General features: G+C 36.3%; 17 protein-coding genes. 9 read left to right on the forward strand and 8 right to left on the reverse strand.

Annotated elements, in window-relative coordinates; genetic code table 11:
- Positions 1-459 precede the first annotated feature (459 nt).
- From FCI53_RS13740 to FCI53_RS13755, 4 genes are all read right to left on the reverse strand, one after another.
- On the reverse strand, positions 460-1,062 hold the full coding sequence (locus tag FCI53_RS13740) for a hypothetical protein (protein WP_138419645.1): 603 nt from the start codon (positions 1,060-1,062) through the stop codon (positions 460-462).
- Between the two features lie 138 nt (positions 1,063-1,200).
- Positions 1,201-1,629 (reverse strand): Imm26 family immunity protein, encoded by a 429-nt coding sequence (locus FCI53_RS13745; protein WP_138419646.1) that lies wholly within the window; start codon positions 1,627-1,629, stop codon positions 1,201-1,203.
- A 496-nt stretch (positions 1,630-2,125) separates the two neighbouring features.
- Positions 2,126-2,464 (reverse strand): hypothetical protein, encoded by a 339-nt coding sequence (locus tag FCI53_RS13750; RefSeq protein ID WP_138419647.1) that lies wholly within the window; start codon positions 2,462-2,464, stop codon positions 2,126-2,128.
- A gap of 183 nt (positions 2,465-2,647) precedes the next feature.
- Complete coding sequence (locus FCI53_RS13755) at positions 2,648-3,124, reverse strand: SRPBCC family protein (protein WP_138419648.1); 477 nt, start codon at positions 3,122-3,124, stop codon at positions 2,648-2,650.
- A gap of 429 nt (positions 3,125-3,553) precedes the next feature.
- Between FCI53_RS13755 and FCI53_RS13765 the strand changes: the two genes are divergently transcribed.
- Positions 3,554-4,702 (forward strand): ArgE/DapE family deacylase, encoded by a 1,149-nt coding sequence (locus FCI53_RS13765; protein WP_138419649.1) that lies wholly within the window; start codon positions 3,554-3,556, stop codon positions 4,700-4,702.
- Between the two features lie 155 nt (positions 4,703-4,857).
- Complete coding sequence (locus FCI53_RS13770) at positions 4,858-5,520, forward strand: GIY-YIG nuclease family protein (protein WP_138419650.1); 663 nt, start codon at positions 4,858-4,860, stop codon at positions 5,518-5,520.
- A gap of 144 nt (positions 5,521-5,664) precedes the next feature.
- Here FCI53_RS13770 and FCI53_RS13775 read toward each other — a convergent pair whose 3' ends face one another.
- Positions 5,665-6,294 (reverse strand): CBO0543 family protein, encoded by a 630-nt coding sequence (locus tag FCI53_RS13775; RefSeq protein WP_138419651.1) that lies wholly within the window; start codon positions 6,292-6,294, stop codon positions 5,665-5,667.
- A 124-nt stretch (positions 6,295-6,418) separates the two neighbouring features.
- Positions 6,419-6,769 (reverse strand): DUF2200 domain-containing protein, encoded by a 351-nt coding sequence (locus FCI53_RS13780; RefSeq protein WP_138419652.1) that lies wholly within the window; start codon positions 6,767-6,769, stop codon positions 6,419-6,421.
- 447 nt (positions 6,770-7,216) lie between these two features.
- Between FCI53_RS13780 and FCI53_RS13785 the strand changes: the two genes are divergently transcribed.
- From FCI53_RS13785 to FCI53_RS13805, 5 genes are all read left to right on the forward strand, one after another.
- Positions 7,217-8,224: a DUF3231 family protein gene (locus FCI53_RS13785; protein WP_138419653.1), complete on the forward strand. Its 1,008-nt coding sequence runs from the start codon at positions 7,217-7,219 to the stop codon at positions 8,222-8,224.
- Positions 8,225-8,234: 10 nt separating this feature from the next.
- A complete protein-coding gene (locus FCI53_RS13790; protein ID WP_138419654.1) occupies positions 8,235-8,714 on the forward strand; it encodes a hypothetical protein in 480 nt (159 codons plus the stop codon).
- Between the two features lie 762 nt (positions 8,715-9,476).
- Complete coding sequence (locus tag FCI53_RS13795) at positions 9,477-10,133, forward strand: ArsR/SmtB family transcription factor (RefSeq protein WP_138419655.1); 657 nt, start codon at positions 9,477-9,479, stop codon at positions 10,131-10,133.
- Between the two features lie 51 nt (positions 10,134-10,184).
- On the forward strand, positions 10,185-11,474 hold the full coding sequence (locus FCI53_RS13800; protein ID WP_138419656.1) for an MFS transporter: 1,290 nt from the start codon (positions 10,185-10,187) through the stop codon (positions 11,472-11,474).
- A gap of 252 nt (positions 11,475-11,726) precedes the next feature.
- Positions 11,727-12,230 carry a nucleoside deaminase gene (locus FCI53_RS13805; RefSeq protein ID WP_138419657.1) on the forward strand — a complete coding sequence of 168 codons (504 nt, stop codon included), beginning with the start codon at positions 11,727-11,729 and terminating at the stop codon, positions 12,228-12,230.
- 59 nt (positions 12,231-12,289) lie between these two features.
- Here FCI53_RS13805 and FCI53_RS13810 read toward each other — a convergent pair whose 3' ends face one another.
- Positions 12,290-13,027, reverse strand: a complete 738-nt coding sequence (locus FCI53_RS13810) for an SDR family NAD(P)-dependent oxidoreductase (RefSeq protein WP_138419658.1) — start codon at positions 13,025-13,027, stop codon at positions 12,290-12,292.
- Between the two features lie 195 nt (positions 13,028-13,222).
- Here FCI53_RS13810 and FCI53_RS13815 point away from each other — a divergent pair, with 195 nt between their 5' ends.
- Together FCI53_RS13815 and FCI53_RS13820 are read left to right on the forward strand one after the other, a co-directional pair.
- Positions 13,223-13,819, forward strand: coding sequence for a TetR/AcrR family transcriptional regulator (locus FCI53_RS13815; protein WP_138419659.1), 597 nt, complete (start codon positions 13,223-13,225; stop codon positions 13,817-13,819).
- A gap of 8 nt (positions 13,820-13,827) precedes the next feature.
- Entirely contained in the window at positions 13,828-14,031 is a 204-nt protein-coding gene (locus FCI53_RS13820) for a hypothetical protein (protein WP_138419660.1), read from the forward strand.
- Between the two features lie 557 nt (positions 14,032-14,588).
- On the opposite strand, the gene FCI53_RS13825 is transcribed toward FCI53_RS13820, so the two are convergent.
- Complete coding sequence (locus FCI53_RS13825; protein WP_138419661.1) at positions 14,589-15,134, reverse strand: hypothetical protein; 546 nt, start codon at positions 15,132-15,134, stop codon at positions 14,589-14,591.
- Between the last annotated feature and the right edge of the window lie 111 nt (positions 15,135-15,245).

Below are 15,245 nucleotides of genomic sequence, written 5' to 3' on the forward strand. Positions count from 1 at the left end.
TTTTTCTACTAAAAAAGACACTGAAAATTCCTTTTGATTTTCGCCATTCGCCACTTCAGTTCCTATTTTATCTCGCCACCGACAATGTCATTTCCGAAATGAATGCCATCTAATATGGCTGCTAACAAAATAGACATGGCTCCAACTGTACTTTTACCAAAACCAGTTATCTTATGGTTAGTACCGCAGATGTCACATTTCAATTGTTTATAAGATGTCCACCAAAACGATTTAAAGATTTTGCTCCATTTAAATGTTGAGTTGCAATTATCACATTTTTGCAAATGAATCACTACTAAGATTTTAGTTTTTCATAGCGTTTGCAATTCTATTATAGCATCTATTTTCTACGTGAATATACTCAATTCTTATTGAATTGTCCTGCCCATATACTTCAAAAAAAGGTGCTATCTCTTTTTTGAAGAAACGCACCCGTTAGCTTAATATAAAATAATTGTTTTAACCAATCACATCTTTAAGTTCCATATTCTCGTTTGTTACTTTATCCAATTCACTCCAGAAATCAACCCAATAATAATCTGTAACAGTTTTATCTTGAACATTTTCATATTCTTCGAATAAAGGTAACCACTCTTTGTGCAAAGATTGTATTGCTTTTATTGTTTTAATATCTTCTTCATCACTTACTGTAAATGAGTAACTGTTCTTTATCCTATTAGACTCAATATGCTTTAAGAAGTCTTCAGTAATACCAAGTATTGAGTCATAAAAACTATATTGTGGGTTTTGATTATCCCTATCCACCTTTAAATAGGTTTCTAACTGCTGCATTTCAATTTTATTATGAATAACTCTATTATAATTAAAATTCAATTTGGCAATTTGGTCTTTTGTCATTGTTTTTGTAGATGTAATTTCTCTCCAAACATCTGCGTTCTCTTTAAATAACGAGGACATTTTACTCATTTCATTTCCAATTTGCTGTGAAAGATAACCTTCGTATTGGTGATTTTGTTTCCGTTCCGTGTTAAATAAATAGAACAATGTAATTATAAAAACAACTAATAATATCATCGTGATTGAAATAACTCTTTTAGACATTGTATCCCTCCAAAGTGTAGTAACAGATATATTCATATAAAATGCAGCTACTTGAATTAACCTGCTTCTTTAACACAATAGGAGCTGCCATACTCGACAGCCCCTTGTTCAACTATTGCTCTCCAATAGTTGAAAAACTTATAAATCCTTATGCCATTTGTTGTCTCCCATAATCCTTTCTATTAAGTGATGTTCATCCCAAACTGCCGCAGCTTCCAATCCCTCGCATTCTGCCTTGTTAGACTTCCTTATCTCACCTTTATAATAAATAGAAAATTCACCTGATATTGTATCTCGTATGTATTTTGGTGGAGGGAAAGTTTCTTCATTTGAAAATGGGCGATTATCTACAACTTCCCATTTACCAGAGGTTAAGACATCTTTATATACACCTACATTAAACTGATATTCTTCCTTATCTGGCAAATCGTCAATACTATCGCCAATATGTTCATATATTCCAAAGCCAGCATCTTTGAATACCTTTCCAAAAGCATACTTTTCATTCGGTAAGGGAATTGCATAAACATCACCGATTTTTAATCTTCGTCTTCTTTTTCCCGACATATATTATCCCTCTATTTCAGTACAGTTATATTTTCTTACTTTATATATTATCAGTTAACCTTTATTAAACTAAACTGCCCGTTAGTTGAACAAGCTCGTTCTATTTCTCTATGTAATTTTATCATAAAACCCCAGAAACCCTTTCTGAAAATTAAAACAACTCATTCATAGCATACATATCTAGCTTAAAATAACATAGCTATTAACACTCCGTTTCGCACCGCAATTGCACGCTGCACATAAATTTATGTACGTTTGTTTAAAAGGTTGTTATTTGTTAGGTTAACTGAAGTGCCAAAAACTAATAAACGTTGTTATATCAATAAAAAAAGAAGTACAAAACACTATGCGTTTTGTACTTCTTAGTATGTTATTTATCGTTGTCTCTCCTAGAACTGGTTCCGTCATTTTAAAACCAAAGCGTCTTTTGTGATACTTGAACATGGTGTGTTTCAGTATGTTATGTTGAATTACCGCCACGGATCGGAGCTATTTTCTATTCCTCATCAGCCTTTAACATTAGAATGTCTTCTTCTGCTTTCGCAATCTTTAATAACTGAGAATCTAACCGCCTATGGAACTGATGGAATTGATTTGTTAATGTGCGATCTAATTGTTTGGTTACCTCACCTACTAAAGCATCATAATCCAATTTAATCGTATTGCCGTTCTTTTCTAGCAACTCTTTAATATCGGTTATATCAATTTGATTTACCGTCACACGATGCTCAATACTGTCCACGATCTCAAGTCGTGCTAATCGTGATTCGATTTGATCAAGCTTATGATTCATTTCTTCCAATTTTTGAAGAATGTCATTTTGTGGATGTTCCATTATAACTGTTCCCCTTTCTTAGCTCGTTCATATTCTACCATTGATGCCTTGAAAAATTGTTACAATCAAATGAATCATTTCATATTTTGATTTGTTCATTCGCTTCATTTGATTGACATTTTAACTAAAAGGGGGTTACCTATTACTTTTCCCGGTAAAAGTGATTGATCAGTACGTTTAAAACTAATTCAAATCGAATGCATCCTTATAATACTCCCTTAATTCAGAAGCATTGTCTTGCCATTGTACTTGTTGTCCTTTGACAATTTGACCAAGCGCATCCAAACATCTATGCCAGCCTGCCGCAACATAGATAATCATTTCTTTATCATCAAATGTGTGCGTAAACACCATTTCGCAACCATGATCTTTTGGTTGGATGGTCATTTGAATCCAATCATCTACCTCGCGGAACACAAAGGTATGGGGTGGGGTTAATTCGGTTATAACGCCCTCATATGTAGACCCTTCGCCATCATCAAAGCCAATCTCCCCCCCTACCTGGAGATCCATATCCCCTGTTGCAAAAGGATACCATTGGGTAAAAGCATTTGGATCGGTAATGACACTGAAGACGTCTTCCTGCTTCATGTCAAAAAATCGTTCGAATCTTAATGCATAACGGCCATCTTTCTTATGTAGTGTCCCATACTTACTCATCATATCACCCTCCTAATTTGTATCTACCATTTTATCTCGGGAAGTGGGTTCGGATCATGTTGTTACAATAGATTAAGTGGTTCCTCGTTACTTATCTTCTCTTAACATGTATTCATTTCCATCCTGGTCGTAAAATGTAAACATTGTTCCAAACGGCATGGTTAACTTTATTGATCATATAAATCTCCTTTTCAAATTAAGTCCAATTGTATTAGGTATTTTACGCCAACAACATACAAGAAACAACCTTCCATCAGTCTCTTCACCACCGGCGAGAATCCGAAGAAAGGGTATGTCGCTCATTTATGAATCATCTTTTGGGTAACATATAGTTGTATACTTATGGTGATAAATAAAAAGATCATGTGCATCTTCAAGCAGTCCGGGATGGTTGCCTGTTAGGATGTGATCATGTTGGAGGGTTTTGGTATGAAACAGTTTACTGAAGAAGAAAAAATACAGATCTTATCTGATTTAATTGCGATTAGATCTGTCAACGAAAATGAAATCGAAGTCGCTAATTACTTAAAAGATTTATTTGCTGTGTACGACATTGAATCAAAGATTGTTCCTGTTACAGACACGCGCGTTAACTTAATCGCTGAAATTGGAAGCGGCAGTCCCGTCATTGGTGTTTCTGGTCATATGGATGTTGTCTCTCCTGGTGATGAAAGCGAGTGGACGTCTGACCCGTTCACATTGACAGAAAGAGACGGAAAATTATACGGACGTGGAACAAATGACATGAAAGCTGGTTTAGTAAACCTTGCCTTAGTGATGATTGAACTCAAAGAGAACAATCAACTAACAAATGGTACGGTCCGGTTTATGGCAACAACTGGTGAAGAAGTCGGTGGCGCAGGTTCTAAAAAATTATACGAAGAAGGCTATATGGATGATGTCGATTATCTATGGGTTGCAGAGCCTTCTCCTGACACAATTATTTACTCACACAAAGGCTCCCTTAACTTTCGAATAACATCCATTGGTGAAGCGGCGCACAGTTCGATGCCTGATCAAGGGTATAACGCGATTAATCCATTGATGGCCTATCTATTAGAACTAGACGAAAAATTGAATGGCGATGATCGCAAAAATGATGTCCTCGATCAATTGGTGATGAGTACCACTATTTTTAATGCAGGCAACCAAGTAAATTCCGTTCCAGAAAAAGCAGAAGCGGAAATAAACGTGCGGACTATTCCAGAATTTGATAACGATGAAGTGATTGACTTATTCCACACAACAGCGGACAAATACAATCAAGAAGGCGCGAACATTGAGGTTGAAGTGACCATGTCCTTGCCAAGTGTTTTCACTTCAGGACAGTCTGACATGGTTGATCTTACGAAAGACCTCGGTAAAAAATATTTAGATTTAGACATTGCGGTTAAAGGGTCTCCAGGTGTAACGGATGGATCCAACTTGTTAAGAGATAAAGATGAAACCTTCCCATTCATGATGTTTGGACCAGGTGAAACAAAAATGGCACACAAAACAGACGAATATGTCTATAAAGATTACTACTTTGCCTTCTTCGATATTTATAAAGAATTAATATTAGGGTTAACGAAATAAAACTAGAGACAGGGCTCTGCGTGGACAGTTATCCATATGGAGTGCCCGACGACTAGTTTCAGCAAGCCTTTGACTTTTTTATTCATGTCATATTTTCCATAAACCTGAGTGGTCGTAAGTATTTGAAATGAAATTGGATGTGAAAGAGGGATGTTATGCCATATCATTTTGGAGTAAAGGTACTTGAAGGAAAACGTGGATTGAAGTTAACACGAGAAAAATATGCAGTGGTGAGTAACAAAAATTCATTAGTTCGTTTTTCCAGGGATATTTATGCTGATGAAGCAGGAAAATTTTACACAGATGAATGGTGTGAAAACCAGTTGAAGGACAGTTTGAAAAATTATGACTTAAACATGGAATATTTCTCGCTACTTGATCACAGTAAATTTTGTGAAGCAATAGAAGCGTTTCTTAAACGGAATAAGCAATTCACGGAAGTGTACGACCTTAACCTGTATGAGGGAAAACCAGGATATTACCTATTGGTTCTTGATGAATACTCACAAGTGTATGTTGGTACGACAAATAATATTAAAAAACGTATTAGGAAACATTGGTCGCATAGTATACCTTTTGATCGGCTCCTGTTCCCAATGGGTAACGTTGAATCCTCAATACTATCCATTGATAGCTTTCGTTCTCTTGACACTACACGAATTTTTGCATATGAAACCAAACAAACTTTTGATAGTGAAAACAAATTTATAAATCAATTCCCTACTGAGTTTGTAAGTAATCGGATGGCTGGCGGAAAAATTACTGGTGGATTACCTCAAGCAATAACAATGATGAAAAAGAGGAATTTAAAGAGATAATGATATTATTTGTCAATTGGGTCTGCGTAATAAGGTCAGGCACCATATGTGCAAGTGTCCATATGCAGTGCCTGATTCCATTCGTCGCGAAGGAAGACGCCTATGGATCATTTATTGAATTGTCTCTGTTACGCCAGACCACTATTAATACCGTAGCTTACGTCTTTTTCGTTTTTTATCCCCAAATATATCCTCAAGAAATGTGTGATAGTAAAAGTCAACCAACGGCTCGAAATACTTGGAGCGGTGATTTACCAATATTGGTACTTTGAATTTAAGAATATAAAAAGCTGTCGAAACTGTAGATAAAGCCAATGTAATCAAAGGTCTCTTAGAAAATAAATGGCTGCACACAAACATTTTAACGTATATTAAACCGGACCAGTAAATATTCCACCCATGGGAATAGAGGATTAATTTTTTCTTATGTGCCACATATTCAACAATCGAAGCAATGATCGTCCATCTAATAATATAAGAGACTTGCCTTACTCGTTCACGTGGCATTTTTGATAAGAAGATAAGAACGATTAAGGGAGTTATAATTAGCGTATAAATGAAGCGGATAACCAACCAATGGATACCATTTGGGGCAAAATCCCAAACAAGGTGCCTTCTACATAATAGATAATAAATTGCATTAAATGAACCAACATAAGCCATATTCTTATAATACTTAGGAATATCCCGTAATGAATGAGTGAAAACACTTAGTAACACAATACACGTCATCAAAATAATATGCTGATTTCTAGTTTTAAGATTCTTTCTCATATACAAACCCCTATATAACAGATTGTATAAATAGGATTTGTATTAGTAACCAATTACATACATTGGAGGCCTTCATTATGTAGCACTGCCCAATTGCTTGAGGGGCAACCCCAATTCAGTACGATCATTCCCGCAAAATCTTCTCCATCGCTTTTCCCTTTGCTAATTCATCGATCAGTTTGTCCAAATAGCGAATTTCTTGCATCGTTGGTTCTTCAATGTCCTCCACTCGGACACCACAAATCACACCTTTAATCAAACTTCGTGAAGGATTTAGCTTGGGAGCTTCTGCAAAGAAAGTCTCAAAGTTTGTCTGTTGGTCTAGTTGGGCTTCTAACCCTTCCTGGCTATACCCTGTTAACCAGCGAAAGATTTCATCAACTTCTGCTTTCGTACGTCCTTTCTTCTCCGCTTTTTTAATATAATGGGGGTAGACACTCGCAACACTCATAGTATAGATTTTATGTTTAGTCATGGTACATCTCCCTTATTTGAATTTTCTTTGACCCAAAAAGTAATTACTCATCCAGATCAAATGCATGTTTATAATGTTCCCTTAATTCCACAGCATTATCTTTTCATTCCACTTTTTGTGACGTTGACGATCTGCTCAAGTACATAGCAATGTTTATAGGTCTTTTTACGAGGAGGAGCTGCTGCCTTCATCTTAAAGGCTGTTTCCACCTATGACATAAAAAAATATTCACTTCTGTTGGACTTCATTCGTTAGCCCTTAATATTAATGACCAATAGGCGAGGTTCATTCTGATTTCGGACAATTACTGTGCAGTAAATTTTTTCTGTTTTAGATGATTTTGTGAAATAACTTAAGCTAAGGGAGGCAAATTATTTTTCGTAACAATAGTATGAATCTGCCATAAATGACACAACCTAACATTAATTATTTTAGGGAGGGTTAATTATGCCAGAAAAAGCATCAATTACATCATCAGAATTAGGAACGTTATGGCTTACATATCAAGAAAAAACAATGATCCTGCGAATGTTAGAGTATTTTATAGCGAAAGCAGATGATGAAAAAGCCAAGGATATTATGACTAATTTGCATGAAGAACTTGAAATATATGTTGGCAAAATTGTTCAGATCTATGAAGAGGAAGGTGCTGTTATACCAGTTGGATATACATCACAAGATGTAAATAAGGATGTCCCAAAGCTATATGATAATGGTTTTGACATTATGTTTGTACGCCTTTTAAAACAAATCAGTATGGGATTACATTCATTAAATATGACAATGACGTTTCGTGAAGATATAAATATGCTTTTTGAAAACCTTACAGCTATCACCCAAAAGTATTTCAGGATTTGCTCTCAATATTTGCTTGAAAAGGGGTTACTTGTTAGAACACCTCACGTTTCGATGCCAAAATCAGTTGAATTTGTTAAAGATACTAGTTATTTAGGTGGGCTAACTCTCAATCCATTTAGTCAAAAAAGAACAATGAATACGATAGAGGTCTCTTACGTTCATAAAGCTATTGAATCAAATATTACAGGTTTACAATTGATTTTAGGTTTTGGACAGTGTGCAAATGATGTTGAGGTAAAAAAATACTTTAATGAGGGTGCAGAGCTTGCTAAAGGCATTGTAAAAGAATTGAGTGAAGTCCTGATTCAAACAAACCTTCCAACTCCTCAAACTCCAGGAGGGAATGCAACTCGTTCAACAGTAGCTCCATTTTCTGATAAGCTAATGATGTATTGTACAAGTCTTTTTTGTAGTTTTTCAATGGGAAGTAATTCACTCGGAACTGCTTTTAGTTTACGAAATGACTTGTCCGCAAAAAATGGGATTTTTATAAAAGATATTTTTGAATATGCTCATAAGGGCGCAAGAATCATGATTAAAAATGGTTGGATGGAAGAGCCGCCTCAAATGGAAGACCGTAAACAAAAAATGAATTGAGTGATATTAGGTGAGCTACCATAAAAAACCTAAAAAACATGAAGCTTTATTATGGAGCATAGCATTACCAGGATTTGGTCAGTTCTTAAATGGAAGGTTATACAAAGGGAGTATATTTATTCTTTTAGAATTTCTTGTAAATGTATTAAGTGACTTCAACTTAGCGATTATATATTCATTTACAGGTGAAATACAAAAAGCCATTGATGTTACAAATTATCAATGGCTTATGTTCTATCCTTGTTTGTATATGTTTGCCATGTGGGATGCATATAGGGATGCAGAAGGAGAAATAAATCCATATTCGTATATCCCCTTTGTATTTAGTGCTTTTTTTATAACAATTGGATTGATTTTTTCAACAAAACTAAAAATAATGGGAATCGTATTAGGTCCAGTAATTCTACCTATACTTTCTTTAATACCAGGTCTAACGATAGGATTTATCATTTATCACATTGTTCTTACAAGGAACTATAGAAGACACTAAAAAGTTACTTCTGTTTTTCAGCTAAGAGAGCTTTAGTTGAAGAAGGAATGATTTTAAAAGGCCTCTTTTGTTTCGCAGTACAACGATACTATCCAATAGCTAATGATCTTCCGCAATCGGGCGCGATTGCGGTAGGTCGTTTGGCTGCAATCAATTTTTTATTGCAAAATCAAAAAATATATACTTAACTATCAAAATAGCAATCAAAAAGCTACTAAAAAATAACTTTTCATCCCCCTATTGTATACATCCGAGCTGAAATTTCCTGTTCCACTCTCTTAACCCGTTAATGCAGTAAACTGGAAAAATTGAAGACTTACTGTTTTTTTAAGAAAACCTTCTATTACACATCCACTTCTCATTAAACAAACAATTTCAACAAGTATATAAATGAGATTGTAAATGCGAAAGTTACCATGTTCATAAGTTACTATTTCTTGCCTTCCTTTATCAATAAACTAACGTCATTACTTAAAATAGTCGCTATATAGTTACAAACTCTTTTAAAATAAACTGTTTTCTTTATTTCCCATCAAAATAGGGCGTTCCCCTTCTTGAGGATACATCCCCCTATAACATAAGTGTAACTAAAAGTGTGACAACCGAAATATGTCGAATTCTACAAACCGGTTGTGACAGGTACCACAATACAACAAACCTGTCCCTCTGTCCCACGGCAAATAAATTTTTTGACAAAAGTTACTACTAGACTTACAATTTAACTATTCAATAAAACACTTGAATAGTTGGTAGGTGAACATGATGAACGAGAGAAATTTAAAAGATATGTTATATAAAGAATTTGCACGAATAGGGAAAAGTCTTTCGAGTCCAAAACGTTTGGAGATTCTTGACATTTTATCTCAAGGTCCAAAGTCGGTCGAGGCATTATCAAAAGCAACTACTATGTCTGTGGCAAATGTATCTCAACATTTACAAACCCTTTCTAATTCTAGATTGGTAACGTTTCAAAAGAAAGGGAACTATGTAATTTACGAGTTAACAGATGCTGCAATTGCTGACTTTCTAAACTCGATGCATACTTTATCAGAAAAACAGTTTGTAGAGGTGCAACAAATTAAACAAGAATTCCTAAATGCCAATCTTGGTATGGATGGGGTTTCCCTTTCAGAACTTAAAGACAGGATGGAAAATGGGGAAGTCTTATTGTTAGATGTCCGACCGAAAGAAGAATATGACAAAGAACATATTCCGGGTGCTGTTTCGATGCCAATTGAAGAATTAAAGGAAAAACTCTCCACCTTACCAACAAACTGTGATGTTGTTGCGTACTGTAGAGGACCATACTGTTTGATGTCGGTTGAAGCAGTAGAACTTTTAAAAACAAATGGAATAAATGCCTTTCGCCTAGAAAACAGTGTGCAAGATTGGAATCAATTTGAAGACCAAATAAATTAAATTGGGGGGATTACTTTTTAAGAGATAAATTTCGGAAAAGAAGGTGTTCTAATGTCTGGAGATTCAAACGATCTGATACAAAGTTATATCGATCAGCCACAGAAACAAACACAATTATATAAACGCACATTAATGATTGTAGTTATCTCTCAAATGTTTGGTGGAGCTGGATTAGCTGCCGGCATAACCGTTGGAGCATTGCTTGCAGAACAAATGCTTGGAACAAACGCATTTGCAGGAGTTCCAGCAGCATTGTTTACGTTAGGATCGGCAGGAGCTGCATTAACAGTAGGAAGGCTTTCTAATCGTTTCGGAAGACGGATGGGGCTCGCCACAGGCTTTATAACAGGTGGGCTAGGAGCAATAGGTGTCGTGCTTGCTGCTATCCTAAACAGTGTGCTGTTATTATTTGTTTCCCTACTGGTATATGGTGCGGGTACGGCAACAAATTTGCAAGCTCGTTATGCTGGTACAGACTTAGCAACGACTAAACAGCGAGGTACTGCTGTTAGTATAGCGATGGTGTCCACGACATTCGGTGCAGTTGCTGGACCAAACTTAGTGGACGTGATGGGAAATTTCGCTCTCACTATTGGTGTTCCAGAACTCGCAGGACCCTTTCTTTTATCCGCTGCAGCCTTTATTGTAGCAGGCCTTGTGTTGTTTGTTTTCTTGCGTCCTGACCCATTTATAATAGCGTTAAAAATCAATGCGAATAAGCAACATACGGATTCTGACCAACTACCACATGACAATCAACGAAATAAAAAAGGAATAACAGTTGGTGCTACTATCATGGTACTTACTCAGATTGTGATGCTTGCTATTATGACAATGACCCCAGTTCATATGGGAGATCATGGTCATAGTTTAAGTGCGATTGGGCTTGTTATTGGCTTTCATATAGGTTCTATGTACCTTCCTTCCCTCTTTACTGGAGTTCTTGTTGATAAGATTGGTCGACCTGCCATGGCAATTGCTTCTGGCGTTACATTGCTCTTTTCCGGTGTCATAGCTGCAATTGCACCGGGTGAGTCTGTAGTCCTTATGGTTATTGCTCTTTCTTTACTCGGAATAGGGTGGAATCTTGGCTTGATAAGTGGTACAGCCCTAATTGTTGATTCAACAGAACCTTCCACACGGGCTAAAACACAAGGAACCGTGGATGTTTTTATAGCGTTAGCAGGAGCATCTGGTGGTGCTTTATCAGGAATGGTTGTTGCTGGTTCAAGTTACGAAACGTTATCACTGGCAGGAGGGATTTTGTCCTTAATACTTATTCCAGTTGTGATATGGTCTCGCAGACGTAAAAGTGTGCTACCCACGGTTAAAGAAATGTAATATTTTTTAGAAGACGGTACCTGGTACGCTTCGTGGACAGTTGTCTGTTTGAAGTACAGGTACCGTTTTGTGTTTTCATAGGAATGGTATTAGGTGCTGCAGTAGGTCTCAAACTTGTTTCATAAAGGAATGTTTATTTTTTTAAAAGGAACTTACTTGCCAAACACCGCTAAATCTGATTGATTTATAATAAGTGTAGTCTATGCAGACGGGGCATGACTAGGGAATAATGTTGCAAAAGGGGGATCCATTATGATAAATGATTCAGATTTAAAGCACCTGCGACGTTGTATTGAACTAGCAAAAACTGCGTTAGAAGAAGGTGACGAGCCATTTGGTTCAGTTCTTGTCTCAGCCAACGGAGACGTACTTGCAGAAGACCATAACCACGTTGCAGATGGAGACCATACCCAACACCCAGAATTTGCTTTAGCACGATGGGCAGCCGGGAACATGACATTAGAAGAAAGAGGCAAAGCGACAGTATATACTTCTGGTGAACACTGCCCTATGTGTGCTGCGGCCCACGGTTGGGTTGGTTTAGGCCGGATCGTTTATGCCAGTTCGTCTGAACAGTTGATACAATGGTTGAATGAATTCGGTGTTACGCCATCGCGTGTTCGGAATTTGCCCATTCAAGATGTTATTCGTAATACTACCATAGATGGCCCTGTTCCCGAATTAGCGGAGCAAGTTTACAGGCTTCATCGTCAATTTTACGAAGGGAAACAGGAAAAAGGTGCACCGCCAGAATAAAATAGACTGAGTGTATCAACTCAGTCTATCTTATTAACTAGGACAACCCTACATGCCCTCTATTGTGCTGTATATCCACCATCAACGATTAGGGAGTTACCAGTCATGAAGGTGGAATCTTCACTAGCCATAAATAAGACAGCTTTTGCTATTTCTTCTGGTTTACCAAGACGCTTCATTGGTGTTGCATTCGTTAGGAATTCTCTATCAGTTTCACCGAGGATTGGCGTTTCAATAAATCCTGGGCATAGCGCATTGACACGAATATTACGGTCTGCATATTCTAAACCAAGTGAACGAGTCAAGTTAACAACCCCAGCCTTTGCTGCATTGTATGCAGCACTTCCTGGTGATCCAACCCATCCATACATTGAAGCCGTATTAACAATGACACCACTACCAGCTTTCAAAAATTGCTTGATTGCCGCTTGTGCAACCAAGAATACGCCATCTAAATCTACTTCTACCGTTTTTCTCCATTCTGCATAGGTTAATTCTTCAGTCGGTTTCACAGCACCGATTCCTGCATTATTAAATAGAACATCGACTTTACCAAAAGTAGATACAGTGGTATTAAAAATATTTTTTACTTCTTCTTCAACCGTTACATCTGCTTTTATAAACAGTGCTTCTAAACCTTGAGATTTCAACTCTTTCTCTAGTGCAGCCCCTTTTTCTTCGTTCATATCTACTAATACTAGTTTAGCCCCTTCAGCTGCAAATAAACGTGCGGTTTCAGCTCCAATACCAGATACCCCACCTGTGATCACTGCTACTTTATCTTGTAATTTCCCCATTGTCTACTCCCCCTGTTATAATCTATATAGTAACCTTTTAACAATGAAAAGGTTTACAACTTTATTTTAGTAACTTTATCGATGTCATCCAACCATCAATATTTTTAAAAAGTCTATTAGATAGACTTTTTAATAGAAAATGTCTATTAACTATACAATGGAGATAAAATTGATTATTAATTTGGGGGGATTCTAATGGAGGACCATCTGTCAACTCCACGCAAAAACAGAACAAAAGAACATTTCCAACTAGCACTCATTGACTTAATTAAAGAAAAGGGATTCCGTGCTGTTACTGTCAAAGATATTGTCCACTCTTCCAAATACAACCGGAGTACGTTTTATACCCATTACCATGATAAATTTTATTTAGCGGAAGATTTACTCCAAACGATGCTTAAGGGGATTGAGGAAGCTGTAGGAAAACCATATCAATTAAAAGAAAGAATTCATACGACTAATCTCAACATAAGGTCCTTTGAAATTGTTAGGTTTATTTATAAAAATCGCAACTTCTTTGAATTGATCAACTATCAAGATACCATTCCGGAAATACATACCAAATTCCCACAAACGATATTAAAAATCTATCAGGAAAAGTTTCAGTTTGAAACGATTAACAACATACCAGTGGATATGGATTACTTTACCCGCTATACAGCATATGGCTTTTATGGTTTACTTTCCAATTGGATCAACACCAATTTTAAAATCTCACAGGAGGAATTTATTCAAGAGGTGATTCAGTTGTCACGGACGCATATTGCATCAATTCGGTATATTGGGGAGTGATTGAAGTAGTGAACAAAAGTACCTGTGTCACATCCCAAGATATGTCGAATTCGACAAAAAACGGGTTGTGCACAGGGACCACGTTAAGAGATAACTCTGTATTCCAGTTTTTTATTCTTGGAAAAGGAAAGTTCACACTTGTTTTAAAAGAAGAAGACGATGAAAAATCCATACAGTTTGGAGCTGAAGAAAAACCAGAAGACGGTACCTAGTACACTTCGTTGACAGTTGTCTATTTGAAGTACCAGGTACCGTTTTGGTACCATTACGATCTAGTAAAGATTACTTTCTTTTCTCCTCTAAGTTTTCTATTCTTCTTATAATAGCAGTAGTTCAACCAACTATTAGTCCACTAAGTAGAATGATCCCAATATACGTTACTATTGCATCATCATCTTGCATTGATGTAAATCCATAAGGTTTTAAAAAACATCTACAAAAATTGGGGAGATCGAAAAGATAAGTAGATAAAGTGAAACTTCACTCAGTGGTTTTTTTGCTCCTTCCCCTACCGAGTGTTAGTTGAACCAATCGGGGTGTTAGCGTCCGTTTACTCCCACTTAAACATCTTGTTTCACTTCATGTTTTGAAGTGGGAGTCTTACGGACGGTTGCACCGGGATAAAAGACGACCATCGTTAAAATCATATTTTTTAGAATGTGTTTCATTATATCCTCCTTCGAAACTTGAACAATTTTGGCCGTTACCTCCATAATAAAAGCATTCTCTTTCTAGATAGAATTGCCCCATTAGTTGAACAGCGTTATTACTAATTTTGAGGAACTAATTCACTTGAAACATCCTTCAATATTTGTGTCATTTCTTTAGGACTTTTTGCGTTTTGAAAGTCAGTTTCGCTTAATTTTTCGAAAAATTCATTTAGTAAAGAATTATACGCTTTTATATTAGATAACTCTTGCTCTATTTCTCCATCAAGGAATTTACTCCAAATCATAGGCATATAACCTAACCCTTCCATATTCAATGCCCTCATACTTGGAGAAAGAATTTCTTCATCAACGTTATTCAAATACATTTCTTCGTTCGAGTGTAGCAGTGTGTCTGACTCTTTTAAATCATTTGCAATCGTTTTGTATATATCAAATTCTTCATTTACAGTTCCATTTTCTCTATTTGACAGTTCCAAAGTTAAGTCATTAAAATTAGCTGCTATTACTGATAAGTTTTCTACATATTGAGTAATTAACAATTCTTTCTCTTCACGTTCACTTACGTTTTCTGTGTACAAAAAGAATAGTAGTATACTATTTAGTAATACAGAAGTAACAAACAAAATAGGCAATAATTTTCTCAAAACATCTCTCCTCCCTATTACAACTAACCTTAAACTTTACTGCAAATCACTTGGAATTTAGGAATTGTCAAAGCGACAATTCCTTCTTTTTCTAAAACATTCGTCTTACTC

The sequence above is a fragment of the Aquibacillus sediminis genome, from assembly GCF_005870085.1.
GTDB lineage: Bacteria > Bacillota > Bacilli > Bacillales > Amphibacillaceae > Aquibacillus_E > Aquibacillus_E sediminis.

Excerpts from the sequence above, each read along its gene's own strand:
- FCI53_RS13740 (WP_138419645.1), bottom strand. The coding sequence starts at position 1,062 with ATGTCTAAAAGAGTTATTTCAATCACGATGATATTATTAGTTGTTTTT.
- FCI53_RS13745 (WP_138419646.1), bottom strand. The coding sequence starts at position 1,629 with ATGTCGGGAAAAAGAAGACGAAGATTAAAAATCGGTGATGTTTATGCA.
- FCI53_RS13750 (WP_138419647.1), bottom strand. The coding sequence starts at position 2,464 with ATGGAACATCCACAAAATGACATTCTTCAAAAATTGGAAGAAATGAAT.
- FCI53_RS13755 (WP_138419648.1), bottom strand. The coding sequence starts at position 3,124 with ATGAGTAAGTATGGGACACTACATAAGAAAGATGGCCGTTATGCATTA.
- FCI53_RS13765 (WP_138419649.1), top strand. The coding sequence starts at position 3,554 with ATGAAACAGTTTACTGAAGAAGAAAAAATACAGATCTTATCTGATTTA.
- FCI53_RS13770 (WP_138419650.1), top strand. The coding sequence starts at position 4,858 with ATGCCATATCATTTTGGAGTAAAGGTACTTGAAGGAAAACGTGGATTG.
- FCI53_RS13775 (WP_138419651.1), bottom strand. The coding sequence starts at position 6,294 with ATGAGAAAGAATCTTAAAACTAGAAATCAGCATATTATTTTGATGACG.
- FCI53_RS13780 (WP_138419652.1), bottom strand. The coding sequence starts at position 6,769 with ATGACTAAACATAAAATCTATACTATGAGTGTTGCGAGTGTCTACCCC.
- FCI53_RS13785 (WP_138419653.1), top strand. The coding sequence starts at position 7,217 with ATGCCAGAAAAAGCATCAATTACATCATCAGAATTAGGAACGTTATGG.
- FCI53_RS13795 (WP_138419655.1), top strand. The coding sequence starts at position 9,477 with ATGAACGAGAGAAATTTAAAAGATATGTTATATAAAGAATTTGCACGA.
- FCI53_RS13800 (WP_138419656.1), top strand. The coding sequence starts at position 10,185 with ATGTCTGGAGATTCAAACGATCTGATACAAAGTTATATCGATCAGCCA.
- FCI53_RS13805 (WP_138419657.1), top strand. The coding sequence starts at position 11,727 with ATGATAAATGATTCAGATTTAAAGCACCTGCGACGTTGTATTGAACTA.
- FCI53_RS13810 (WP_138419658.1), bottom strand. The coding sequence starts at position 13,027 with ATGGGGAAATTACAAGATAAAGTAGCAGTGATCACAGGTGGGGTATCT.
- FCI53_RS13815 (WP_138419659.1), top strand. The coding sequence starts at position 13,223 with ATGGAGGACCATCTGTCAACTCCACGCAAAAACAGAACAAAAGAACAT.